Source organism: Corynebacterium meitnerae (assembly GCF_027570075.1).
GTDB lineage: Bacteria > Actinomycetota > Actinomycetes > Mycobacteriales > Mycobacteriaceae > Corynebacterium > Corynebacterium meitnerae.
In genome coordinates this window covers 13,289-35,064 of record NZ_JAKMUS010000010.1, presented here as the reverse complement: position 1 = coordinate 35,064, position 21,776 = coordinate 13,289, and the positions used below count along the sequence as shown (strand labels likewise).

The window sequence follows — 21,776 nt, the reverse complement described above, 5'->3', positions numbered from 1 at the left end:
CGGGCGTGGTCACGTCCGTTCATAGGGCTCACTCGAATGGGAAGGATCATCGGTACACTGTTCCCTTATGAGTTCACCGGAGCGGCAGCCGTCCCTGCTTGATGCCACCTGCGAGGACTTTGTGTATGACCTTGCGGAGCTTTCGCCTACCTTGGCCACGGAGTTGGGCATCCCTGGGCATGACGACCAGTTGCAGGATTTCTCCCCAGAGCACTGGGGCGCGGTAGCGGATCGCATCAGGGATCTGATTGCGGACGTGGACGCATTGAATGACGGGACGGACTGCTCGGACGACGACGATGATTTTGATGCCGTCGATTACGTCACCGGCGCCATCCTGCGTGACCGGATGGCGGTGGAGTTGGATCTGCACCACGCTGGTGAGAACCTGCGGGCGCTCAATAACGTGACGTCCCCGGTGCAGGTGATCCGCAACTGCCTGACGGTGATGCCGAAGGAGACGCAGGAGGACCTGGACAACCTCACGTCCCGCCTGTTCGCGGTGCGGGCATCGCTGACCGGCTACCGGGAGTCCCTGGCGGAGGCCGCCAGCCATGGCGACGTGGCCACACAGCGCCAGATCGACGCCGTGATCAGCCAGTGCGAAGCGCTCGGCGATGACGGCTCCCTCCTGGAAACCCTCGGCCTCGCCCCCGACGCAGAGGCGGTTGCCCAGGCCAAGGATGCGTTCAGCGAGATGGCGGATTGGCTCTCCACCGAGCTCGCCCCGCTGGCCCACCACGCGGATGCCGTGGGACGGGAGCGCTACGAGCTGTTCGCGGAGGCGTTCCTCGGCCGGTCGGTGGATTTGGACGATGCGTATGAGTGGGCGTTGGAGGAGTTGAGGGGGGTCGTCGATAAGCAAGAAGCTGTCGCGCGCGAGCTTTTCGGCGATGAATGCACCCCCCGCGGCGCCTGCAAGCGCCTGGACGCGGACCCGAATTACACGATCACGGACCGCCACGCGCTCGTGGAGTGGATGCAACGGACCACTGACCAGCTGATTGAGCGCCTCGACGGCACCATGTTCACCCTGCCGGAGGAGATCCGCACGCTGGAATGCCGCGTGGAAGAGACCGGCACTGGCGGCATGCTGTACACCCCGCCGTCGGAGGACCTCACGCGCCCTGGCCTGCTGTGTTGGTCCGTGCCGGAGGGCCAAGACGCGTTCCACACTTGGCATGAGCTCGCCCGCATCTGCCACGAGGGTGTGCCGGGCCACCACGTGCAGCAAGGCATCGCGATGACGCAGCGAGACACCCTCAACCTGTGGCGCCGCGCCATCAACTGGAACGCCGCGCACGGCGAAGGCTGGGCTGTGTACGCCGAGGCCCTCATGGGTGAGCTCGGGCTTTTCGACGACCCCGCCTACCGCATGGGCCTCCTCGACTCTCTCCGCCTGCGCATGGCCCGCGTGGCCGTGGACATCGGCGTGCACCTGCAAAAGAAGACCCCAGACGGCAGTGGCCACTGGGACGCCGCTTACGCCAAGGCCTTCCTGCGCGAGAACACCGCGATGAATGAGCAGAACCTCACCTTCGAGATTGACCGCTACATGGGTTGGCCTGCCCAGGCCACCTCCTATGCCCTTGGGTACCGCGATTGGATGGACCTGCGCGCCAAGGCCCGCGAGCGCGGCATGGGCCTGCGTGAGTTCCACGACAAGGCCCTGCGCTTGGGCTCCATGCCGATGGAAATCTTGGCGCACCAGATTCTGGGCGCCTAGCCGCGGCGCTTGTCCATGCGGCGCAAAATCGTTGGCAGCGCCGCCGCGAATACCACGATGCAGATGAGCCGAATCAGCTGCAACGACACCACCGCTGGACCCCCGCCGCCTTCAGACGACAGCGCCAGCACCGTCTCAATCGCGCCGGGGCTGGTGGCTAGGTAACCCTCGAAGTAGGTGATGCCCAGCCACTTGGCCACCACCCAGCCGGTGCCGGCGCAGGCACCCATGACCACGACGATGAAGGCGATGGTGGCCGGCAACAGGCTGGCGAAGTGCTTCAAAGCGGGGACGCTGAGCCCCCCACCGCAGGCCCAGCCGATGGACATGAACGCGATGACGGCCAGTGGCTCCGGCGGGGCGATGGGGACGGGCAGAAGGCTCGCGATGATCGCTGTGAGGATCAGCGGCCCAAACACCGCCGGCACGGGAATGTGGCACCAGGCAGCGATTGGCTTCCCGATGATCGCCACCGCCACCACCAGCACCCACATCCACCAGGTGACCTCGATGCCCGCGGCATGGTTGTCGCCGGGTGCGGGTAGGAAGGACGCGACGAGCGGCAGCGTCATGGACACCGCCAGCAGCCGCAGGTACTGGGTGAGCGCCACGTAGCGCATGTTGGCGCCGAGTTCGGTGGCCAGCGCCATCATGATGGACGCCCCGCCGGAGAGCATGGACAGCACACCGGTCTCCCGGCTGACTCCCTCCCCGTGCTTGGTGGAGTAGCCGGCCAGCAGCAGCCCGCCGACGAATCCGATGCCCACGATCACCGCCGCCGACACCAGCCCCGGCACCAAATAGCGCGCGAGTTCTCGCACGGGCACCCCAGCCAGCGGCAGCGCCGCGATGACACCGATGATGCCGCGGCAGAACTGGTAGAACGTCGCGTTGAGCTTCAGCTCCCGCCCCGTACCCAGGGCGGAGGCGCCGGACACGATGATCGCACCCAGAATCCACGCCGCCGGCACGTGGAGCAGCGTCAGCGCATACCCCAGCAGCACCGATACGGGTGCCACGATCATCCACCGACTGCGTTGTTCCACGGTTGGCATAGTAGCGTGGGCGACCATGATCGCCCTATTGCTCGCCGCCGCCGCGCTTGCCGGTTGGGTGGATGCGGTGATTGGCGGTGGGGGTTTGATCCTCATCCCGGTGCTCATGGCGGGCACGCCGTTGCCGGGGGCGGCGGTTCTGGCGACGAATAAGGTGGCGTCGGTCTCCGGCACCGCGTCGGCGGCGTTCACCATGGTCCGCCGAGTGGGCGTTCCCCGCCGCACGTGGGCTTACGCGCTCATCGCGGGTGTGCTGTCGGCGGGTGGTGCGCTGCTCGCTTCGCTGATTAGCGACGCCCTTATCCGCCCCCTCATCCTCACCCTGCTCGTGGCCGTGGGGATCTTCGTGGCGTTCAAGCCTGAGTTTGGCACCCATGAGTCTGAGCCGATAGTCACGCGCGCCCGCCTCGCCGGCGGGGTGTGCCTGGCGGCAGCGGTGGGGTTTTACGACGGCGCCTTTGGCCCCGGCACAGGCATGTTTCTCATCATGGGCTTCACGGCGTTGTTCGCCCAGAACTTCCTGCGTTCGGCGGCGATGGCCAAGGTGGTGAACACCGCCACGAACCTGGGTGCCTTGGGCGTGTTCATCGCGGCCGGATACGTTAATTGGCCGCTGGCGTTGTCTCTCGCCGCGGCCAATATTGTGGGCGCGCAGATCGGCGCCCGGACGGTGCTGGGTGGCGGGGCGAAACTGGTGCGTTACGCCATGCTCACCCTGGTGGTGGTGCTGACGGTCTACCTGGCGCTCGATCTTTAATCGAGCACCAAGGAGCCGTTCAGCAGGCCCACGATGGCAAAGATCGCGCCGACCACGACCACGAGGACCACGGCCCATTCGAAGGTGTTGAAGGGCTTCTCGCGCTGCGCCAGGCGGGTCCACACGTAGGCGATCAGGCCCGGGATCACGGCCAACGCGCCGAAGAGGACGTACACCGGGTCGGCGGCGTAGATGAGCCACAGTGAGTAGATGAAGCCGATGATGCCGATGACCAGGTGGCGGCGGTTGTCGGAGGAGGAGACGGTGGGGCCGGAGTCGTCGAAACGCGTTCCGGCGTGGGGGTGCGACAGGCCCTTGCCGCGGACGGCGAGGAGCACAAGGTACAGCGACGAGAAGATGTACGGCAGCAGGTACATGATCGTGGCCAGCTGCACCATGGCGTTGTAGGACGTCTCGTTGGCGAAGAACACGATGACGAAGAACTGCACCACGCTGGTGGACAGCAGCTGCGCCATGAACGGTGCACCGTTGGCGTTCTTCTGGGCGAGCTTCCCCGGCAGGAGGTTGTCGCTGGCCATCATGACGATCGGCTCCGCGCACAGCATCTGCCAGGAGATGTACGCACCCAGCACGGACAGGCACAGGCCGATGGAGATCAGCGCGCCACCCCACGGGCCAACGGCTGCTTCAAGCACGGCACCCATGGAGTTGGACGGCAGGGCGGCGAGTTCTTCGCGGGTGAGGACGCCGTAGGAAAGCGTCGATACGGCAACGAGCAGCGCGAGCACCGACAGGAAGCCGATGACCGTCGCACGACCAATGTCCTTACGCGAACGTGCCTGCTTGGAGTACACGGAGGCACCCTCGATACCGATGAACACCCACACCGTGAACAGCATGATGCCCTGGATCTGCTCCTGCAGCGGGATGCCGGATTCCGCCCCCCAGAAGTCCAGGGTGAACTTGTCCCAGCTGAAGCCCACGAAGGCGATGAGCACAATGAACGCGAGGATCGGCACCAACTTCGCAATGGTGGTGACCAGGTTCATTACCGCCGCCTGCTTCACACCGCGGGTGAGCGCGAAGAAGATACCCCAGGTGAGCACCGACACCGCGATGGCCAGCGCCCACGGATTGTCCTGGTTGAAGAACGGCAAGTAGTGGCCCGCGGTGCCAAAGAACAGGGTGGCGTAGCCCACCTGCGCCATGACGGACCCCAGCCAGTAGCCCCAACCAGCGGTAAACCCGATGAAATCGCCCAGGCCCGCGCGCACGTAGGAGTACACGCCGGAGTCCAGGTTCGGCTTGCGCCGCGCCAGGATCTGGAACACGAACGCGATGGACAACATGCCCACACCAGCGATAACCCAACCGATGAGCATCGCGCCGGGGCTGGCCACGGACGCAATGTTCTGCGGCAAAGCGAAGATGCCGGAACCGACGGTGGAGCCGATGATCAAGGAGACCAGCGTCCAGATGGTCACTGTGTTCGCGCGGTTTACTGCACTTGTTGCGCTCTGTGTGCCGGGCGCGCTGTGGGCGTTAGTCATAACGCTTAAACATACTGGGTGCCCGCTGATTTCTATAAAAAATTAGAAATCGATCAGGGGTGTGGATAACCGTTCTAATTTCGTTGAGAGCGTGTCGTCATTGGACTTTATGCTGCATTTACGTCAAATCATTTGGGGGTGGATATGTGATTAGGAACTTCAAAGACCCAACGACTGCCCGTATTTGGGCAGGAGTGTATGTCAAGGGATTCGACCGAAATCTACAGCGAGTGGCCTTAAGGAAGCTTGAGGTCCTCGATGCGGCCGAGGGTATTAACGATTTGCGCGTTCCACCTGGAAACAGGTTAGAGCGGCTCAAAGGTGACCGGATCGGCCAATACAGTATTAGAGTGAATCAGCAATGGAGGCTGTGTTTCACATGGAAGGACAAAGGAGCAGAGAATGTTGAACTCGTTGACTACCACTGACTTCATTGATCCGGTCCATCCGGGGGAGGTGCTCCGGCTCGAGTTCCTGGCTGGGTTTGAACTATCCGGCCAGACACTCGCGGAGGCCATTCATGTTCCTGCTGAGGTCGTGGATGATCTTGTGAACGAGCGTCGCGGCCTGGATGCAGACTTAGCTATTCGTCTAGCGCGGTTCTTTAGTACGACTGAGGCGTTTTGGATGAATCTGCAGTCCAACTATGACCTTCGTGTGGGCCGGAGGGCGTTGGGGGACAGCATCAAGGACATTGCGCCTTTGGAGTCGGCTTAAAGCTCACATCCGGTTTTTGGTGCGCGCGGTGGCTTGCGCGGTCCAGGGGTCTTCGGGCCAGGGGTGTTTGGGGTAGCGGCCGCGCATTTCTTTGCGCACGTCTTGGTAGGGGCCGTTCCAGAAACTCTCCAGGTCGTCGGTCACCGCGAGTTCGCGGCCCGCGGGGGAGAGGAGGTGGAAAAGCACGGGCATATTGCTTATCGACGGGCTCCCCACCAACCCAAAACACTCCTGCAACTTCACCCGGACGATGGGCCGCCCGGTGGAGTAGTCGATGCGAGGGTGGGAGCCGGAGGGTACGGCGAGCCTTTCGGGGGCGAGTTCATCCATCCGGGTTGCTTCGGGCCAGGGCAGCTGGCGCATGAGCGCGGCGTGCATGTCTAGGTTTTTCAGGGTGGCGCCCCTGGCCAGCTGCTGGATTTCGGGGGTGTAGTCGCCCTGAGTGACATCAGGCCAGGGATCGCCGTGTTGGGCGTGGAGGAAGTCGAGGCGGTGTTTGAGGGCCTGGGCCTTTTCGGTGAGCGGGAATTGGTCGAAGGTGATGCCGGCCAGTGCTTCGGCAGCGTCCTCGGGGGTGAGAGTGACGGGTGTGGAGGTCAGCTCGATGGCACCGATGGTGGTGGTGCGACGCGCACGGACTTTGCCGTCAACGAGTGAGGCGCGCGTGCGCTCCTCGATGCGGTCCGTGGGCAGCTCGGTGGGTGCAGCGGAGCGGATGATGGCGCCGCCGCGGGTGAGTTGTACTTCGGCGGCAGCGATCCATTCCGTGGGGGTGATGCTGCTGTCCAGGGTGGCGCGTGTGCCGTTGGCCAGGAGATATTCGCGCCCGCCCTGTTGCTTGGCTACCCATTCCGGGAAGGCTGTGGCCACGACGTCGCCAGCCGGGACCGGGGCGGAGCTATCCACAAGCCGTGCCAGCCTGTCCACCACCCGCTTCGGCGCCCGAGCTCGGCTGAGGTCCCCGCTGAGACCCTCCGTCAAAGCCGCAACAGTCGCCGCGGCACCCGAGCCGTGGCGCAGGAGTGCGGTGCCCAGGCGGGGGTCCATCGGCATGGCGGCCAGCCGGCGGCCGTGGGTGGTGATGGTGTTATCCGCATCCAGCGCACCCAGCGCGCGCAGGGTCGCGTGCGCCGCATCCAATGCCGCAGCCGGTGGTGGGGTAAGCAGCGGCAGGTCTGGGGACCCCCACGCCGCCATCGTCAGCGCTGCGGAGGTGAGATCCGCTGTGGTGATTTCTGGGGCGATGTCTGCAGCGAAGTGCTGGTAGTCCGACTGCGAGTACGCCCGCAGAACCGTGCCGGGTCCCAGACGGCCTGCGCGACCGGCGCGCTGGTCCGCACTGGTGGTGGCGGCGGAGACGGTGACCAGTCCCGTCATGGCGCGGCTAGCATCGCGCCGGGGAACGCGGGAGAGGCCAGCATCCACGACGCGGCGGACGCCGGGGACGGTGATGGAGGACTCCGCAATCGAGGTAGCAACCACCACGGGGGCATCCCCATCCAGCGCGACGTCTTGTTCGCGGGAGGTCAACCGGCCGTGCAACGGCGCGGCGTCGGGCAGGTGGCTGCACACCAGCTCCACTTCGCGCACGCCCGGCACGAAGACGAGAGTGCGCTCTGAAGCGGGAGCCCCAGCAGCCAGGTCCGCCACGTGCTCGTAGAACTCCCGGGTGCCCTCCGCGCGGCCGGGGTGCGGGTGGTAGCTCACATCCAAGGGGTGGATGACGGACTCCGTGGATACCACCTGCGCTCCCATATGGTCGGCCAGCGCTTGGGCGTCCAAGGTGGCGGACATGGCGGCCAAGTAGAGGTCATCGCGTAGGTAGGCCACCTCCATCAGCATGGCCAGGACCACGTCAGTGTCCAGCTGGCGTTCGTGGACCTCATCGATCACCACCGCGCCCACGCCGGTCAGTTCCGGGTCTTTGAGTAGGCGGTTGAGCAGCACACCCGGAGTAACAAACTCCACCAGCGAGCCGTCTTTGTGTTCGCCGCGGATGGAGTAGCCGATGCGGGTGCCGAGGGGGGAGGCGTCGAGAAGCGAAAGGCGACGTGCAGCCGCACGAACCGCAACGCGGCGTGGTGCGGTGACGAGTGTGGTGCCGTCCACGAGGTTGCTGATCGCGGGCGGCACGAGCGTTGTTTTACCTGTTCCTGGCGGTGCTTCGACCACGACGGGACCGCACGCGGGCAGCGAATCCACCATGCCCGCGACCGGCAAGCCCGCCCCGATGGCGGCGAGATCGAAGTGTGACACGCAGACAAATCTACATGCACACAAGAGTGGACAATTTTCCCTTTACTCCGCCGCGCGCGTGCTTTTAGGCTGAAAAACGAAGGGGGAAAACATGCTTATTAACACATACACATTTCATTACCAACCAGATATCGACGACGCCTACGAGTTTCCTGTGGCGGTCATGGCGTTCGATTCAAAGGCGGGGAAGATGGTCGGTACCGTGCTCGATCCGGACCACCCGGCGGCGCCGTGGCAGCACGACGAGGTGGTCATTGAGCACCTCGAAGACATCATCGATGGGATCTTCCGCCAATCCGCGGAGAAACGCATGCAAACAGCTTCCTTGCTTCGCGACGGGTACCCCGTGAACCCCTATGGAGTTCACGGGGTAGGGGAGATTGGTGAGGGAGACATGGTGGGGGCAATCACGTTGAAGGCCCACCCGCCGATTCTGGCGGAGAGCCCGCAGAATGCAGTGGACCTGATGATGGACGGGTTCGTCCTCCCGTTGCTGGAGTACTACCCGGAGTCCTTTGAATCGTTCACGGTGGACTACTGGCCGAATGAGGAAGAGCACTATCCGCTGGTCGTGTGCGTTTACAACGAGGAGAATGGGCGTTTGACCGGCCGCAGTTTGGGAGACCCGAGTCCGTTGTTGCCGCCGTTGCCACGCCAGCAGCGCCGGCAGATTGCACGGGAGATGGACAAGTTCTTCCGCAAGATCCAACGTGGGGATGCGAAGGCAGCGCTGGATGGGCTCGACCGGACACGGTTTGGGGTGTTCAAGCTGGACAATCATAGGGCTATGACACCGGATGATGCCCTCGATTGGGCGGTGGAGACACTGTGGGACCTGTACGCTGACAAATTCGACGAATTCGACGAAGAGAAGGCGAGCTAGCTTTCGGGGGATAGACTCAGCTGCATGGCTGAGAAGAAGATCGCAGTAGTTACCGGCGGCTCCGCCGGTATTGGGGAGGCCACGGCCCGCGCCCTGGCCGCCGACGGCTGGACCGTCTACGTTGCGGCCCGCCGCGCGGAGGAGTGCGAGCGTATCGCCGCCGAGATCGGTGGCGTGGGCGTGGGCTTGGACGTGACGGATCAGGAGAGCGTGGACAAGCTCGCTGCCCAGCTCGATCGCGTGGACCTGCTGGTCAACAACGCGGGCGGCGCGCGCGGGCTGGACTTCCTGCGCGATGCCAACCCGGAGGATTGGGACTGGATGTACCAGACCAACGTCATGGGCACGATGCGCATGATTAAGGCGCTGTACCCGCAGCTCGTGGCGGCGGAGGGCCTCGTGGTCAATGTCGGCTCCATCGCCGGGTGGGACGCGTACCCAGGTGGCAGCGGATACAACGCCGCCAAGTTCGGGTTGCGCGCGCTCACACGTGCTTTTAGGCGTGAAGAGGAGTCCACCCCCATCCGCATCACCGAAATTGACCCGGGTCGGGTGAAAACGGACTTCTCCATCAACCGCTTCGCCGGAGACACCGAGCGTGCCGCGGCGGTCTACGAGGGCAAACTCAACCTCACTGCCGAGGACATCGCGGAGGCGATCCGCTGGGTGGCGTCGCTGCCGAAGCATGTGAATATCGACACGATGAACATCATGCCGACGGACCAGGCAGAGCGCTAAACCGTGACTTTGTCTACGTACGCGGCGCTGGTGGGCATTTGGGTTGCCGCCATCGCCAGCCCCGGCCCGGACCTGGTGCAGATCATCCGGTTAGGGGCCAAGTCCCGCGCCATCGGTGTGGCCTGCGCCGTGGGCATCATGCTGGGCAACACCGTCTGGATCGCGGCGTCGCTTCTGGGTCTGAGTGCCCTGATCAAGGCGGTGCCTGAGGTGCTGGCGGTGCTGCAGCTCATCGGCGGCATCTACCTTCTCACCATGGGTGTGGGGGCCATACGTGCCGGTCTTTCAGCACAAAAACTGCAGGTGACCGCTCAAACAGACAGCAAAGAACTCACCACTGCCCAGGCCCTGCGCATCGGGGTGTACACCAACTTGTCCAACCCCAAGGCGGTGCTGTTCTTCGGTGCCGTGTTCGCTCAGTTCATCACCCCGGGCATGGGGTGGGAGTGGACGCTGCTCATCCTGGTCACGCTGGTGGTCATTGGGTTTGGGTGGTTTGTGGGGTTTGCGGTGCTCGTGGATAAGCTTGCTGGCTTTTTGGCACGTTGGGGGCACGTGGTTGACCTGGTCACGGGCATTGTTTTTGTCGCGTTGGCTGTGTGGATGCTTGTGAGCGTTTTCCAAGTATTCTTAGGGGCATGATTCTTACCACCACACCGACTGTTGAAGGTCGCACGATCGTTGAGTACATGCGCATCGTTGGCGGCGAAACGATCACCGGCATGAATATGTTCAAAGATATCGGTGCGGGTATCCGCAACATGATTGGCGGCCGCGCGAGTTCGTGGGAGGCGGAGCTGGTCGGTGCCCGCGACAGCGCGCTTAATGAGCTGTGGGAGCGCGCCCGCCAGATTGGGGCGGATGCCGTGGTCAGCGTTGAGTTGGACTATTCGCCGATGGGTGCGGACGGCTCGATGATGTTCGTCGCCGCTACCGGCACCGCTGTCAGGCTGGGCTAATGGAGGTTGAGATCAGTGGCCAGAGCATCAAACTCGGCCAGTTTCTTAAGCTCGTTAACCTTGTGGAATCCGGTGGTCACGCAAAGGAAGTGATCGCCGACGGCCTCATTTATGTCAACGGTGAGCCCGCCACATCGCGGGGCCAATCGCTTGTCGACGGCGACGTGGTCTCCGTCCCTTCCACCGGTGACGCCGTGACCATCGTGGCCGATGGTGCTGCCCCTGAAGAACGGAGGAACTCCTAAAACATGCCTGCTTTTCAAGCCCAGCCGGGAATGCCCTACTGGATCGACCTGGCTACGACGGAGGCGCGAAAGTCCGCCTACTTCTACTCCCGCATTCTTGGGTGGGAGATCGGAGACGCTGGGGACGGTGCGGCCGGGGACGCTGCGAATGATTATCGCGTTGCCCGTGTCCAGGGCATGCCGGTGGCGGGCATGGTTGAACAAGATGCCATGCCGGATGCGTGGGTGACGTACTTCTACACCACCGACATCGCCCGCGATTCCGCGCGCGTGGTGGAGCTCGGTGGGCGCGTGCTGTCCGAGCCGGCGGATGTGTCCCTGGGATCCATGGCTCTGTGCGCTGATGTTGCTGGGGGCTGGTTCGGGTTGTTCCAGCCGGTCGGGGACGAGGCATTCGTGGCGGCGGGGGAGCCGGGGACGCCGGTGTGGCATGAGTATGCGTCGACAAGCAATGTGCGCGCGGTGGCTGATTTTTACGGTGAGCTTTTTAATTGGGACATTGTGGAAAACGAGGGCTACCTGCTGGTCATGCAGGACGGCGCCGCATTCGCAGGTATTTGGGATGCCTCCGAGCAGATTCCGGCGGATGTGCCGAGCTTCTGGAGCAGCTACCTCGGTGTAGCCAACATCGCGGAAACGCGCACGAAGATCCAGGAATTCGGGGGCGAGATTCTGCGCGGCCCGGAGAATTCCCCCTTTGGTCTGCTGCTTACCGCCGCTGATTCCACGGGTGCCGTGGTCACGCTGTGTGAGGTCGATGAACCTGTCGATGAAGAGACCCTCGACGAAGCCGAATCCATCCTGCACCTGTAGAAAACCATGCGGGTGAAGCGATTGGCGGCGGTTGCCGCGTGCCTGTTGATGGGTTTGGGTGCCGCAGTACCTGCTGCCGCGATGGATGTGCTGCCCGGTGACCCGGGTGAGCGCACTGACCTCGCGGTGTACCACGATGGTGGCCGCTGGACCGGCAGCCCCGGCGCCAAGGATCCTCGTCCGGCGCTGTCGTTGGCCAAGCTGTACCTCGGCTACTGGATCCTCCACAACGGGAAGACGGAGGATAAAGGCAAGGTATGGCGGATGGTGCGTGCCTCCTCCGACGGGCTGGCGGTGGAACTGGACCGCAAGTACCCGGAGGCGATCAATGAGGTGGCCAAGGAGTTTGGGCTCACCGCGACGGTGAGTGCCGGCTACTGGGGGCGGTCGTCTACGTCCCCCTATGACATGGCTAAGTTCATCAGCTTGATCAAGGATGATCCGGTGGCGGAGCCGGTGCTCCGTGCGATGGCCAACCACACACTGGTGGCGGAGGATGGCTTCAAGCAAGACTTTGGCACAGACCAGTTGGATGGGGTCATCGGGACCAAATTTGGCTGGTCAGATGACCGTTCAGGTGCCGTGGCCTCGGTGTCCTTCGGCCATGATTTCGCGGTAGCCGCGATGACGTACGGGGATGTGGACGATCACACCGAGGACGTCCTCGAATGGATCGACCAGAAGGAGCGCTTCCCGCTGTCCTTCAGCGCGGAGGACGCCCTCGATGCCGCGGCGGTGATGCCGGTGTGGCTCAATGCGCGCGGCCAGAAGCGCCCAGTGCCCACGATGAGTCCGGTGGGCTAGTTTCGCTTTTCGGCGCCCTTCAGGAACTCCGCCACATCCCTCACCCTCTGGCGGTTCTCCGCCGGGGTAGCAATGCGGTGGGTGGAGTGGTACTCCGCCACCTGCACGGTGTCACCGGCACCGGAGACGTCTGGGCGGGCGGCGATCTCATCCTTGAGCGCGATCTGCAGGAGCGTCTTAGGCCACTCGGTGGGGGAGGGGACGGTGTGCTGCCCACGCAGATCCGCGGGCAGGTTGGCCACGGAATCGAGGTCGGGGAAGGTGAGCACGAGGGCGTCCACGCCTGCCCCGGCTGCTGCGTCTTCTGTGGCAGCCAGTGCCGCCAACGCGCCGCCCGAGCTGTAACCCCAGAGCGCCACTGAGGACGGTTCCTGGGCGCGCACGTAGGCCAGGGCTTTGCGCACGCTGTCCACGATCTCGTCCAGGTCCGCCTCCGGTGCCAGGGGGTGGTCTAGGTCCAGGATGGTGGTGCCGGACAGTTCTGCCGCTGCGGCGACTTCGGGGCGCCACTGCAGCTCCAACGCCTGGCCGGAGCCACGCCACCAGCCACCCGAGTGGAGGGACACCGCCCACTGACCGGTGGGGGCAGTGGGCACGAAGATGCGCGCCGGGATGTCTACCTGGCCTGGTAGATCTGGCAGGTCAGACAGTGCCGGTAGCTCCCGGGTGGTGCCGATATTCATGCCGTAGGCCACGCCCGGCATGGTGTGGTCCAGACCGGAACCCAGCATGAGCATCGCGGCATGGGTGATGCGGTCTGGCAGGTTAGCCACGTAGCGGTCCGCATCGCCTGGGTCGCCGCTGCCGCCCTTCCACGGTGGGGTGAAATCCGGCACGGGGTAGGTGGCGTCCATGTAGCTGACCAGCTGTTCCAGCTGCTCCTCCGGCGGCAAGGTGCGTTCCACGCCGCCGACGTTGAAGTCCTCATTGCCCTGGTCGTTGAGGGGGTAGGCGGTGTTGGAGGGGCCAGCCGGCAGCTCTTCTACTTCTGGTGCTGGTTCCGGGATGTGGCGCATGCGGTCCTGACCGGCGCGGTAATCGGGGGTGGACATGGCTACCAGATCACCACCCGGTCATCCTCAGCAACCAGCGCCTCAGCCGAAGCCTCTGGGAAAGCCTCGTAGAACTCGGCGATATTGCCCGCCACGACGTTGCAGCGGAACTCCGCCGGCGAGTGCGGGTCAATGGCCAGGTACTGCTCGGCCATCTCCGGGCGGATGGCGGTGCGCCACACCCGTGCCCAGGCGAGGAAGAGGCGCTGTAGGCCGTCGAATTCCTGGCCGTCGATCTCCGCGGTCGCGCCGGGGGCGTGGAAGGTCTGCACCGGGCCGCGCGGGTCAAGTCCCTGCTCAGCCAGGTAGTTCTTGTACGCGATCACCGCGATGCCCAAGCCACCCAGGTCACCGATATTCTCACCAAGCGTGAACTCACCGTTGACGCCACGGGATTCACCGCGACCTTCCAACACGGTGGGCACTAGGCCGTCGTATTGCTTGACCAGCTTGGCGGTGAGCTCCTCAAACCGGGTGCGGTCTTCCTCGGTCCACCAGGAGTTGAGGTTCCCGTGGCCGTCGTAACGCGAGCCCTGATCATCGAAGCCGTGGCCAATCTCGTGGCCGATGACCGCGCCGATCGCACCGAAGTTCTCCGCCGCATCCGCAGCCGGGTCGAAGAACGGTGGCTGCAGGATCGCGGCCGGGAAGGTGATGTCATTGACCACCGGGTTGTAGAAGGCGTTGACGGTCTGCGGGGTGGCCACCCACTCGTTGCGGTCCGCCGGCTTGCCCACCTTGGCCACCTGGTAGTCGTGCTCAAAGGCAGCACCCGCGCGCACGTTGGCCACCAGGTCACCGCCCTCGCGGGAAAATGCAAGGCCCTCATACGAGCGCCAGGTGTCGGGGTAGCCGATCTTCGCGTTAAACAGACGCAGCTTCTCCAGCGCGCGCTCACGCGTCTCCGGCGACATCCACGGCAGGGTGGAAATGCGCTGCTCATAGGCATCCACCAGGTAGTCCACGAGCTCGAGCATCTGCGCCTTGGAGTCTGCCGGGAAGTGCTTGTCCACGTACGCTTTGCCGAGATCCTCACCCACGAGGGATTCCGCCAGCGCCACGCCACGTTTCCACCGGTCGCGCTGCTCTGTTGCGCCGGAGAGCACGGTGCCGTAGAACTCGAAATTCTCCGCACCCACATCCTCCGTCAGCACGCCCGCGCGGGAACGCAGGATGGCCCAGATGGCCCAGAGTTTCCAGTCGGTCAGAGGGACGTCGACAAGCAGCTCTGCAAGCTTGTCGACGAACGACGGCATCATCACAATCACCCTCCCCTCCGGCAACCCGGAGGCTGTGAGGAGGGTCTGGATGATGTCGGGGAGTTCACCGAGTTCGGTCGGGTTGTATGTTTTTAGCGAATCGCGCGAGGCCACGACGTCCCAGTGGTGGCTGGCGATCTGCGTTTCAAGCGCGACGACGCGCTCCGCGGCTTCGATGGGGGCGACGCCAAAGAGTTGCGTTGGATGGAAGAAGCCGAGCATCCGCGCAACGTGTTCGCGGTAGGCGGCCAGCGTGTCAGCATGGGCAGGCTCGCGGTAGTACGCCTCATCCGGCAGGCCCAGGCCCGACTGGATGAGGTAGGGCACCGCGGTATCCCCGAGGGAATCCTTCTCCACCCAGTAGGTCAGCGGAGCCCCAACACCGGTGCGGTCCAGCTTGCCAAAGGCAGCGGCGAGCTCGGTGGGGGAGGAGACATCGATAAGCGCGAAGTCTACGTCGAGGGGGCACGTGCCTGCGAGGTTGATCTCGTCGGTATCCATGAAGGAGGCGTACAGGTCACTGCCGAGGCCCGCGCCGTTTTCGACGATGGCGTGGACGTCTTCTTCCGCCTTGTCGCGCAGCGCGTGGAAGGTGCCATCCACACCCCGGTCAGACGGGATGACGTGGCTATCCAGCCAGGGGCCGTTGACGAGTTTGTAGAGGTCTTTCATGTTTTCTCCTTCTACTCCCTACTCTTTAGTCTTTTCGTACGGGTCACGGATCTTCATGTCCGACGGGTGCCACACACCGGAGCGTGTCACCGTTTCGTAGTCAATCTTTGCCAGCGCCGGTTCCTCGCCGCGCGAGTTGGTGCGCAACTCGTAGCGGTGTACTGAACCCCAGTCGCGCTGCCAGTCGCGCTTGAGGTAGCCCGGGAGCTGGTATGCGGAGTTGACTGCCTCCGATGTTGCCAGAGCGCCGCCGCCGAGGAAGTCCATGAAGTCAGACAACTCCTCCTTACCAGGCGCATCAGGGCTGACGCGGAACTGCGGGATTTCTGCCACACCGGCGTAGTGGTTGAAGGTGCGGTGGCACGGGTACTGCAGTGCCACGGACCAGTCCAGCAGGCCCGGGGTGTCGGAGTCGAAGACCTCGGTGAGCGCCTCCAGCTTCGGGTTGCGCAGCGGGGTCACGGCCATCCACTCGTACGGGTCAAGGTTGATGTCCTCGCCGACGAGGCGCACCACGTTAGCGGAATCCGGCAGGTCAGCGATGGGGTAGCGCAGGTTACGCCACTTGATGGCCGGGCCCGGATCGAGCATCTCCACCTCACCGATATCGGTGACGGAGCCATCCTCATTGCGCGTGCCGTACTGCAGCCCAAGGGTCTGGCCATCTTGCTTCACACCGTTGATGTCGTGGTGAGTGATGCGGCCGGCCACGGAAGCGACCAGCAGCGGCGCGTCGTCGGTGGCTTCTGGCAGCTCGTACCAGGAGGTCTTGAGCTCCGCAGTGGCCTGAGTGGATGCCGCGAAGCTGCCCACCACCGGTACGCGGTTGTAGTCCAGGTTGAACGGCAGGCGCACGGTGGAGCCATTGATGCCCACTTGATCTTCAGGGCGGTTGCCCTGCGTGGTGGTGCGGGAGGTCGATTGTGCTTGCTCGTCGTTCGCCTCAGCGCTTGCCTCAACGTTTGCGTCAGTGCTTATCTGCGCATCCTGTACCCCCTGCGTCTGCCCCATCGACCCAATATTCGGCACGCCCTTGCGCTCAGAGTTGATGAACGCAGGGACGCCACCTGGGGTGAAACCACGGACGGTGCCGGATTCGAGGGAGCGGCCCAGCGGGACGCCGTCCACAGGCGTGAGGAAGGAATCATTCGTGTTGGTTTCCACCAGCACGTCGCTAGACAGCTGGCACGTGTTGCCCGTCAGCGAGCGCAGGTTGCCCATGCCCACGGAGTAGGCCGGCGTCTGGGAAGCAAAGGCCTTCACAAAAGTGAGGCAGGAGAACGTGACCACCAAGATGCAGGCCACGGCGATCGGTGCTGTCATCACCCGGCGCATGCGCAGGGAGGCCACCGAATCAGACGAGGCAGAGTCCTTCTCGCGCTTACTGCGCGAGAAGGACTGGTAGATGCCCACCGCCGCAATGATGAGGGAGATGGCCAGCAACACAGTGCCAGCCTCGATCCGCTTAACCTGGACGCTCTTGTCCCACCAAGGAACGCTGAAGGAGGAGACGTACCACCAGGCGTTCCAACCGGCGAAGGACAGCGCCATGATGAACGTGATTGCTGCCAACGCGAAGGTCCGCGCACGGGCAGAACGCGCCGTGATCTCCGACAGAGCCACCGCACCCAACGCGGCGGCCGCACCGGCCAGGCCCGCGTAGATACCAAAGTGGTGGGTCCACTTCGTCGGCGTGAACATGAGGAAGAACATGGACATGGCAAAGATAGCCAGCAGACGCTGCGTAGGCTCCTTATTCGCGCCGGGCACTGCGTCCCAACGGGTGAGTGCCCACAGCACCAGGCCCAGGCAGAAAAGCAAGGTCAGCATGGCAAAGCGACGGGCCAAGGAGCCGTCCGCACCGGACTCAAAGAGGTTCGCGTAACGGACAAACTCGTGGTACCACTCCAGTGCCGGGCCGACGTAGGAGCGCACGGAGGTGGATTCCAGCACCGTGGCCAACGTCTGGTCATGGAAGACCGGCACCATCACGGCGAAACCAGCGGCCAAGAAGGGGCCGACCATGGCAGCCATGGGGGCGTAGACGCGACGCTCGCTGAGAATGCGCAGGACCTGCGGCAGGCAGACGAGGAAGACGCCCACTGCGGTCAGGCCCGTCGGACCACACGCCAGGGTGAAGGCCGCGAAGATGGTGCCGATCGCTGCCGGCAGCAAACGACGGGAGCTGATCGCCGACTCAAAGGACGCCCACGTAGCCAGGGCGCCCAGCGCGATGATCGGCTCCGGGCGCAGGCCGTTGTCATACGGCAGCCAGAACGCCAGGAACATGAACGCTGCCGTCCAGTAGGCCACGCGGCGGGTGGCAATCTTTTCACCCAGGCGCGGCAGGATCTCGCGGGACAGGATCCACCAGATCAAGATGCCGGCGATCAGCGTTGGCAGACGCATCCAGGCCGAGGCCGTGCTGACCTTGGCCAACAGTGACAAGATGTCATAGAACGGTGAACCAAACGGTGCTTCCGGCACGCCGTACCAGCGGTAGTAGTTGGCCATGTAGTCCGAGTCATTAGCCACGCGCGCCATGGTGAGCAAGAAGCCATCATCAGACGTATTCGCACCGAAGATGTGCCAGAAGCCAAGAATGCCCAGCACAACACCGTCGAGCGGCTTGAAGGTCTTCCACTCCGGACGCAGCAGCGGCAGGCGGCGGCCATCACGCAGATCCAGCTTCGCCAGTGCCCACAGCGCAACCAAGGCAGACAGAGAACCCAAGATCATTGCCGCCCACTTGATCGCGGACGGGGAGGAGGTGAAGCGGGAGTTGATCTCAACGTGGGCTTTCAGGCCCGCGCGCTTAAGCTCCTGCGCCTTCTCCCCGGAAAGCTCGGTGTAAATACCGGTGACCTGCGGGCGCATGTCCTCTTCGGTCTCGGCGTCGAACTTGGTGCCCGGCGCGTCAACGCGCACCGAGTCACCGTCGGCCGTGATGCGGATGCTTTCATCACGCATCTGCGCCAATTCCTGCGCGCTGAGGTCAAAGATCACCTCATTGAGCGTGGACACGTTCAGGCCACCCTCTTCAGGGGCGTTGACAAAGAGGCCGCGGTTCACCGCCTCCGTGGAATCCTCCGGCAGCGTGGACAGCACCGTGGTCTGGCCCGGATTCATCGCATCCACCACCGACAACGGGACGGTGATGTCCAGCTTCTCCGGCGCCAAAGAAATCAGCGGCGCATTCACTGACGTGAGGGCCTCATCCTGCGGCCAATTGAAGGAGGACTGTACTTGCTTGACCGGCAAGAACGGCAAAGCAAAGAAAAAAATGAAGGCCAAAAGCCCCGACACCATCGCGGTGACCGGAATCCACTTCTGAGCGGACTGCGGCTGTTGAGGCTTATGGGACTGGGTTTCAATCTGATTCATCTGCGTCTGTTTCTGCGTACTGTTCGGCGTGCTCATCGGTTACGGACCACCACCACGAAAGGACCAAACTGCTCCGTGGTCCAATCCGGGGAGTTGAAAGCCTCCGGGTTGAAGTAAAGGCCCTGCTGGCGGACATTTGGCTCACTGGGGAAGATGTCGTGTGCGACGTGCGTCTTCCAGGGGGCATCCTTGTCTTTCTCGCTGCCGCGGAAGATGAAGACATCGGGCGCCCGCCACGGCGACGCATCAATCGCTGCGGTCATCGCCTTCGGATCCTTCAAATGCTCGTAGGAGTCATGCGCCCACTGCGCAATGAGCTCACCACGGGCCTCGAATTGGCCCAATGGGTTGGCGTAGTGGTTCGTGAAGGCGTTGAAGCCGTAGTACGGGTGGTAGGCCAAGAAGTTGATTTCATCGGTGAGCACTACCGTCTCAGTAGGTTCGTAGCCCTGCTTCTGAATGAACTCGTGCATTTGGTTGTAGTAGCGGCCCACACCGGATTCACGGCGGTCAGCGCGCTCACCATCACCGTTCGTGTCACTGTAGGCCTGATCCAGGAAGACCTCATTCTTCTCAGGAATCTGCTGCACGTAACTCAGCGTCGACAACGCCAGGCCCACAATAAACACCGTGCTGATCGTGCGGTTTGTGCGCTCACTCAGACCAGTGGGATAAAGCTTGTCCACGCCGTTGAGGCGGAGGTCCATGAGGGCGAGGACACCAGCCGTCGATAAGAGCAAAGCGATGAGAACCTCAACCCGGAACCCGAGCAGCGTTGTGCCAGCAAGAGTGACCACCATCGAGGCAACAACCCACACGTAACACACGGCCACCGCAACGCCCAGGGCCGTGAACACAGGCTCGCGGTAACGCACGAGGAGGTACAGCAAGCCCACGAGACTGAGCACACCCACCATGGTGAGGTGGAAGAACGGCAAAGGAACCGTCGTGCCCTGCGACGGCAAGAAGTGCTGCGCCGCCGAGGACACCTCCTCAGATGCCGTGAGCACACCCACGAGGTATGGGCCCCATGAGAGCAGCGCGATGCAGATCGAACCAAGACCCATCACAACGAGGTGCACAAAGGGCTTGATTGAGCGCTTGTCGCGCACCGTTGCGATGAAAGAGATGAACGCCAGCCCGATCATGGTCAGCGCCATAATGCCTGTGTACAGCGTGTAGAAGCATGCCGACGCCCCCAGGTACAACGCCACCGCAATTGTCGACGTCCACGAGCCACCCATCGCGCGGTACCCCAACACCGCTGCGGCCGGCACACCCATGGCCACCACCGCGGCATAGGGCTCCTCCGGAACCATCGTGAGCACCACCGCGGTAGTGATCAACGCAATCGCCGTCGCCGCTGGCAGGGAACCCGTGAGCCTGCGCCACAACGGCACCAACGCCGAACCGGCTGCAGCCAAGGACACCAACGCCCACGGCTGGTACACCTCCCACCCCGACATATTCAGCAAGTTGGCCAGGCGACCACCTAGCCAGAACCAACCGATGGGGTAGAAGGACGGCAGGTCCGCGTAGTTCATGTCCTGGTGAGACATGGTTTCCGTCATGCGGGTGAGGTACTGGGTGCGGAAACCCTGGTCCACCTGGATGCCATCCAAGTACAACTTGGTGGCGGACAGCGGGATAGCAATCGCGGTCACCACAAGGCCAGCCGGAGCCAGCCCACACACCGCCTCCGTGAGCACCCGGCGCCATGCGGGACGGGTCCGGCCACTCTCGCGGTCCCGGATCCACAGCCACAGCAACACCGCCACCACGATGAGGATGAGCAGCGAACCCGCCGTGGCCAACGCCCGCGTCACCATAGACACGTTGAACGCCGCCAGCGACACCTGCTTCAACACAAAGAACGCTAGAAGCGCCACAACGCCCCCGGCGATGGCGGCAACACCGATGCGCGCAATGGCGCTGGGTGTGCTCACCGCGTCGGGGGCAAAAAGCTCATAACGGGGCTTCTTCTGATCCTGAACAGTTGTTTTCGTGTCCGGCTCAGCCAAAGCAACATCTTCCACAGCAACGCCGCCATGGGCGGCGTCACGTGGTTCGCTGTAGTCCTCGGGGCGCTCTGTCATAGGTGACAGTCTCCCACAGAAGCCCCGCTAATCGGGCATTGAGAGGGCCCCGCGGACGAGGTATTGAGGCTTTAGAAACTGAGCTTGCGCATGATCCCCGCCGGGATGTGCTGCAGCACCAAAGAGATCGGCCCGAACAGCTTGTGCACGAACACGTTCGGCTTGCCGGCGAGCGCAGCGGCCACAGCGGCCTTGGCCACATCTTCCTTGTTCACCGTGAGCGGTGCCTCGTCGAGGCCCTCGGTCATCTTTGTACGCACCTGGCCCGGGCGGACCACGGTGACCGTCACGCCAGAATCGCGCAGCGCCTCACCGAGCTGGGTGTAGAAACCATCCATGCCGGCCTTCGTGGCGCCGTACACGAAGTTGGAGCGGCGCACCTTCATGCCCGCCACTGAACTCATAGCGATGATCTTGCCGTGACCCTGTTCCTTGAACTTCTGGCCCAGCAGCACACCAACAGACACCGGTGCGGTGAAGTTCGTCTGCGCCGAAGCAACAGCAGCTTCCTGGTCCTGCCAGAGTTCTTCCTGGTCGCCCAAGGTGCCAAAGGCAACGATTGCGATATCGACGTCCCCGTCCGCAAACGCCGCATCAATCACCGCCGGGTGGGAAGCTGTATCAAACGCGTCAAAGTCCACCAGACGGACTTCACCGGCACCACGGCTGGTTACTTCCTCCACCGCGTCATTCAGGCGCGGGGAGTTTTCGCGGGCCGCCAGCGTGACGGTGGGGTTGCCGCCGCGGGAGACCAATTCGTCGACAATCGCGAGACCGATCTCCGACGTGCCGCCGAGCAGCAAAATGTGTTGTGCTTGTCCTACAGCGTTGAGCATTGTGTTCTTTACC

Annotated in this window: 19 protein-coding genes; 11 read left to right on the top strand and 8 right to left on the bottom strand. The window is 63.5% G+C overall.

Annotated features, from left to right (window positions below; translation table 11 throughout):
- Positions 1–67 precede the first annotated feature (67 nt).
- Positions 68–1,726: a DUF885 domain-containing protein gene (locus tag L8U60_RS07250; RefSeq protein ID WP_269965695.1), complete on the top strand. Its 1,659-nt coding sequence runs from the start codon at positions 68–70 to the stop codon at positions 1,724–1,726.
- Here the strand turns inward: L8U60_RS07250 and L8U60_RS07245 are convergent.
- Entirely contained in the window at positions 1,723–2,781 is a 1,059-nt protein-coding gene (locus L8U60_RS07245) for an AbrB family transcriptional regulator (RefSeq protein ID WP_420840174.1), read from the bottom strand. The genes L8U60_RS07250 and L8U60_RS07245 overlap by 4 nt on opposite strands.
- 16 nt (positions 2,782–2,797) lie before the next feature.
- Between L8U60_RS07245 and L8U60_RS07240 the strand changes: the two genes are divergently transcribed.
- Positions 2,798–3,538, top strand: coding sequence for a TSUP family transporter (locus tag L8U60_RS07240; protein WP_269965693.1), 741 nt, complete (start codon positions 2,798–2,800; stop codon positions 3,536–3,538).
- Here L8U60_RS07240 and L8U60_RS07235 read toward each other — a convergent pair.
- Positions 3,535–5,049: an amino acid permease gene (locus tag L8U60_RS07235; protein ID WP_269965692.1), complete on the bottom strand. Its 1,515-nt coding sequence runs from the start codon at positions 5,047–5,049 to the stop codon at positions 3,535–3,537. The two genes, L8U60_RS07240 and L8U60_RS07235, sit on opposite strands and share 4 nt — an antisense overlap.
- Before the next feature lie 146 nt (positions 5,050–5,195).
- Here L8U60_RS07235 and L8U60_RS07230 point away from each other — a divergent pair, with 146 nt between their 5' ends.
- Together L8U60_RS07230 and L8U60_RS07225 are read left to right on the top strand one after the other, a co-directional pair.
- Positions 5,196–5,477 carry a type II toxin-antitoxin system RelE/ParE family toxin gene (locus tag L8U60_RS07230; RefSeq protein WP_420840172.1) on the top strand — a complete coding sequence of 94 codons (282 nt, stop codon included), beginning with the start codon at positions 5,196–5,198 and terminating at the stop codon, positions 5,475–5,477.
- Positions 5,452–5,766 carry a HigA family addiction module antitoxin gene (locus tag L8U60_RS07225; protein ID WP_269965691.1) on the top strand — a complete coding sequence of 105 codons (315 nt, stop codon included), beginning with the start codon at positions 5,452–5,454 and terminating at the stop codon, positions 5,764–5,766. The genes L8U60_RS07230 and L8U60_RS07225 overlap by 26 nt, the downstream gene beginning before the upstream one ends.
- Positions 5,767–5,769: 3 nt before the next feature.
- On the opposite strand, the gene L8U60_RS07220 is transcribed toward L8U60_RS07225, so the two are convergent.
- Positions 5,770–7,971: an ATP-dependent RNA helicase gene (locus L8U60_RS07220; protein WP_269965742.1), complete on the bottom strand. Its 2,202-nt coding sequence runs from the start codon at positions 7,969–7,971 to the stop codon at positions 5,770–5,772.
- 142 nt (positions 7,972–8,113) lie between these two features.
- On the opposite strand from L8U60_RS07220, the gene L8U60_RS07215 reads away from it, so the two are divergent.
- Genes L8U60_RS07215 through L8U60_RS07185 form a run of 7 tightly spaced genes read left to right on the top strand, consistent with a single transcriptional unit; the run spans position 8,114 to position 12,464 of the window.
- Positions 8,114–8,905 carry a hypothetical protein gene (locus tag L8U60_RS07215; RefSeq protein ID WP_269965690.1) on the top strand — a complete coding sequence of 264 codons (792 nt, stop codon included), beginning with the start codon at positions 8,114–8,116 and terminating at the stop codon, positions 8,903–8,905.
- 24 nt (positions 8,906–8,929) lie between these two features.
- Positions 8,930–9,643, top strand: a complete 714-nt coding sequence (locus tag L8U60_RS07210; RefSeq protein ID WP_269965689.1) for an SDR family oxidoreductase — start codon at positions 8,930–8,932, stop codon at positions 9,641–9,643.
- A 3-nt stretch (positions 9,644–9,646) separates the two neighbouring features.
- A complete protein-coding gene (locus L8U60_RS07205; RefSeq protein ID WP_269965688.1) occupies positions 9,647–10,285 on the top strand; it encodes a LysE family translocator in 639 nt (212 codons plus the stop codon).
- Positions 10,282–10,602, top strand: a complete 321-nt coding sequence (locus L8U60_RS07200; RefSeq protein WP_269965687.1) for a heavy metal-binding domain-containing protein — start codon at positions 10,282–10,284, stop codon at positions 10,600–10,602. Before L8U60_RS07205 ends, L8U60_RS07200 begins: the two co-directional genes overlap by 4 nt.
- Positions 10,602–10,847: an RNA-binding S4 domain-containing protein gene (locus L8U60_RS07195; protein ID WP_269965686.1), complete on the top strand. Its 246-nt coding sequence runs from the start codon at positions 10,602–10,604 to the stop codon at positions 10,845–10,847. The genes L8U60_RS07200 and L8U60_RS07195 overlap by 1 nt, the downstream gene beginning before the upstream one ends.
- Before the next feature lie 3 nt (positions 10,848–10,850).
- Positions 10,851–11,660 carry a VOC family protein gene (locus L8U60_RS07190; RefSeq protein WP_269965685.1) on the top strand — a complete coding sequence of 270 codons (810 nt, stop codon included), beginning with the start codon at positions 10,851–10,853 and terminating at the stop codon, positions 11,658–11,660.
- A gap of 6 nt (positions 11,661–11,666) precedes the next feature.
- The gene (locus tag L8U60_RS07185) at positions 11,667–12,464 is read left to right on the top strand and encodes a hypothetical protein (protein WP_269965684.1); all 798 of its coding nucleotides are present in this window, start codon (positions 11,667–11,669) and stop codon (positions 12,462–12,464) included.
- Here L8U60_RS07185 and L8U60_RS07180 read toward each other — a convergent pair.
- The 5 genes from L8U60_RS07180 to L8U60_RS07160 all read right to left on the bottom strand — a co-directional run bounded on the left by L8U60_RS07180 (position 12,461) and on the right by L8U60_RS07160 (position 21,763).
- Positions 12,461–13,480 carry an alpha/beta hydrolase gene (locus L8U60_RS07180; protein ID WP_420840173.1) on the bottom strand — a complete coding sequence of 340 codons (1,020 nt, stop codon included), beginning with the start codon at positions 13,478–13,480 and terminating at the stop codon, positions 12,461–12,463. The genes L8U60_RS07185 and L8U60_RS07180 overlap by 4 nt on opposite strands.
- 38 nt (positions 13,481–13,518) lie before the next feature.
- Complete coding sequence (locus L8U60_RS07175; protein ID WP_269965682.1) at positions 13,519–15,447, bottom strand: M13 family metallopeptidase; 1,929 nt, start codon at positions 15,445–15,447, stop codon at positions 13,519–13,521.
- Positions 15,448–15,465: 18 nt separating this feature from the next.
- On the bottom strand, positions 15,466–18,831 hold the full coding sequence (locus L8U60_RS07170) for an arabinosyltransferase domain-containing protein (protein ID WP_269965681.1): 3,366 nt from the start codon (positions 18,829–18,831) through the stop codon (positions 15,466–15,468).
- A 32-nt stretch (positions 18,832–18,863) separates the two neighbouring features.
- Positions 18,864–20,927: a galactan 5-O-arabinofuranosyltransferase gene (locus L8U60_RS07165; protein WP_269965680.1), complete on the bottom strand. Its 2,064-nt coding sequence runs from the start codon at positions 20,925–20,927 to the stop codon at positions 18,864–18,866.
- 71 nt (positions 20,928–20,998) lie between these two features.
- Entirely contained in the window at positions 20,999–21,763 is a 765-nt protein-coding gene (locus L8U60_RS07160) for a decaprenylphospho-beta-D-erythro-pentofuranosid-2-ulose 2-reductase (RefSeq protein WP_269965679.1), read from the bottom strand.
- Between the last annotated feature and the right edge of the window lie 13 nt (positions 21,764–21,776).

What these genes read in the sequence shown, in the direction of transcription:
- L8U60_RS07250 (WP_269965695.1), top strand. Translation starts at nt 68, where the DNA reads ATGAGTTCACCGGAGCGGCAGCCGTCCCTGCTTGATGCCACCTGCGAG.
- L8U60_RS07245 (WP_420840174.1), bottom strand. Translation starts at nt 2,781, where the DNA reads ATGCCAACCGTGGAACAACGCAGTCGGTGGATGATCGTGGCACCCGTA.
- L8U60_RS07240 (WP_269965693.1), top strand. Translation starts at nt 2,798, where the DNA reads ATGATCGCCCTATTGCTCGCCGCCGCCGCGCTTGCCGGTTGGGTGGAT.
- L8U60_RS07235 (WP_269965692.1), bottom strand. Translation starts at nt 5,049, where the DNA reads ATGACTAACGCCCACAGCGCGCCCGGCACACAGAGCGCAACAAGTGCA.
- L8U60_RS07225 (WP_269965691.1), top strand. Translation starts at nt 5,452, where the DNA reads ATGTTGAACTCGTTGACTACCACTGACTTCATTGATCCGGTCCATCCG.
- L8U60_RS07220 (WP_269965742.1), bottom strand. Translation starts at nt 7,971, where the DNA reads ATGGTGGATTCGCTGCCCGCGTGCGGTCCCGTCGTGGTCGAAGCACCG.
- L8U60_RS07215 (WP_269965690.1), top strand. Translation starts at nt 8,114, where the DNA reads ATGCTTATTAACACATACACATTTCATTACCAACCAGATATCGACGAC.
- L8U60_RS07210 (WP_269965689.1), top strand. Translation starts at nt 8,930, where the DNA reads ATGGCTGAGAAGAAGATCGCAGTAGTTACCGGCGGCTCCGCCGGTATT.
- L8U60_RS07200 (WP_269965687.1), top strand. Translation starts at nt 10,282, where the DNA reads ATGATTCTTACCACCACACCGACTGTTGAAGGTCGCACGATCGTTGAG.
- L8U60_RS07195 (WP_269965686.1), top strand. Translation starts at nt 10,602, where the DNA reads ATGGAGGTTGAGATCAGTGGCCAGAGCATCAAACTCGGCCAGTTTCTT.
- L8U60_RS07190 (WP_269965685.1), top strand. Translation starts at nt 10,851, where the DNA reads ATGCCTGCTTTTCAAGCCCAGCCGGGAATGCCCTACTGGATCGACCTG.
- L8U60_RS07185 (WP_269965684.1), top strand. Translation starts at nt 11,667, where the DNA reads ATGCGGGTGAAGCGATTGGCGGCGGTTGCCGCGTGCCTGTTGATGGGT.
- L8U60_RS07180 (WP_420840173.1), bottom strand. Translation starts at nt 13,480, where the DNA reads ATGCGCCACATCCCGGAACCAGCACCAGAAGTAGAAGAGCTGCCGGCT.
- L8U60_RS07175 (WP_269965682.1), bottom strand. Translation starts at nt 15,447, where the DNA reads ATGAAAGACCTCTACAAACTCGTCAACGGCCCCTGGCTGGATAGCCAC.
- L8U60_RS07170 (WP_269965681.1), bottom strand. Translation starts at nt 18,831, where the DNA reads ATGAATCAGATTGAAACCCAGTCCCATAAGCCTCAACAGCCGCAGTCC.
- L8U60_RS07165 (WP_269965680.1), bottom strand. Translation starts at nt 20,927, where the DNA reads ATGACAGAGCGCCCCGAGGACTACAGCGAACCACGTGACGCCGCCCAT.
- L8U60_RS07160 (WP_269965679.1), bottom strand. Translation starts at nt 21,763, where the DNA reads ATGCTCAACGCTGTAGGACAAGCACAACACATTTTGCTGCTCGGCGGC.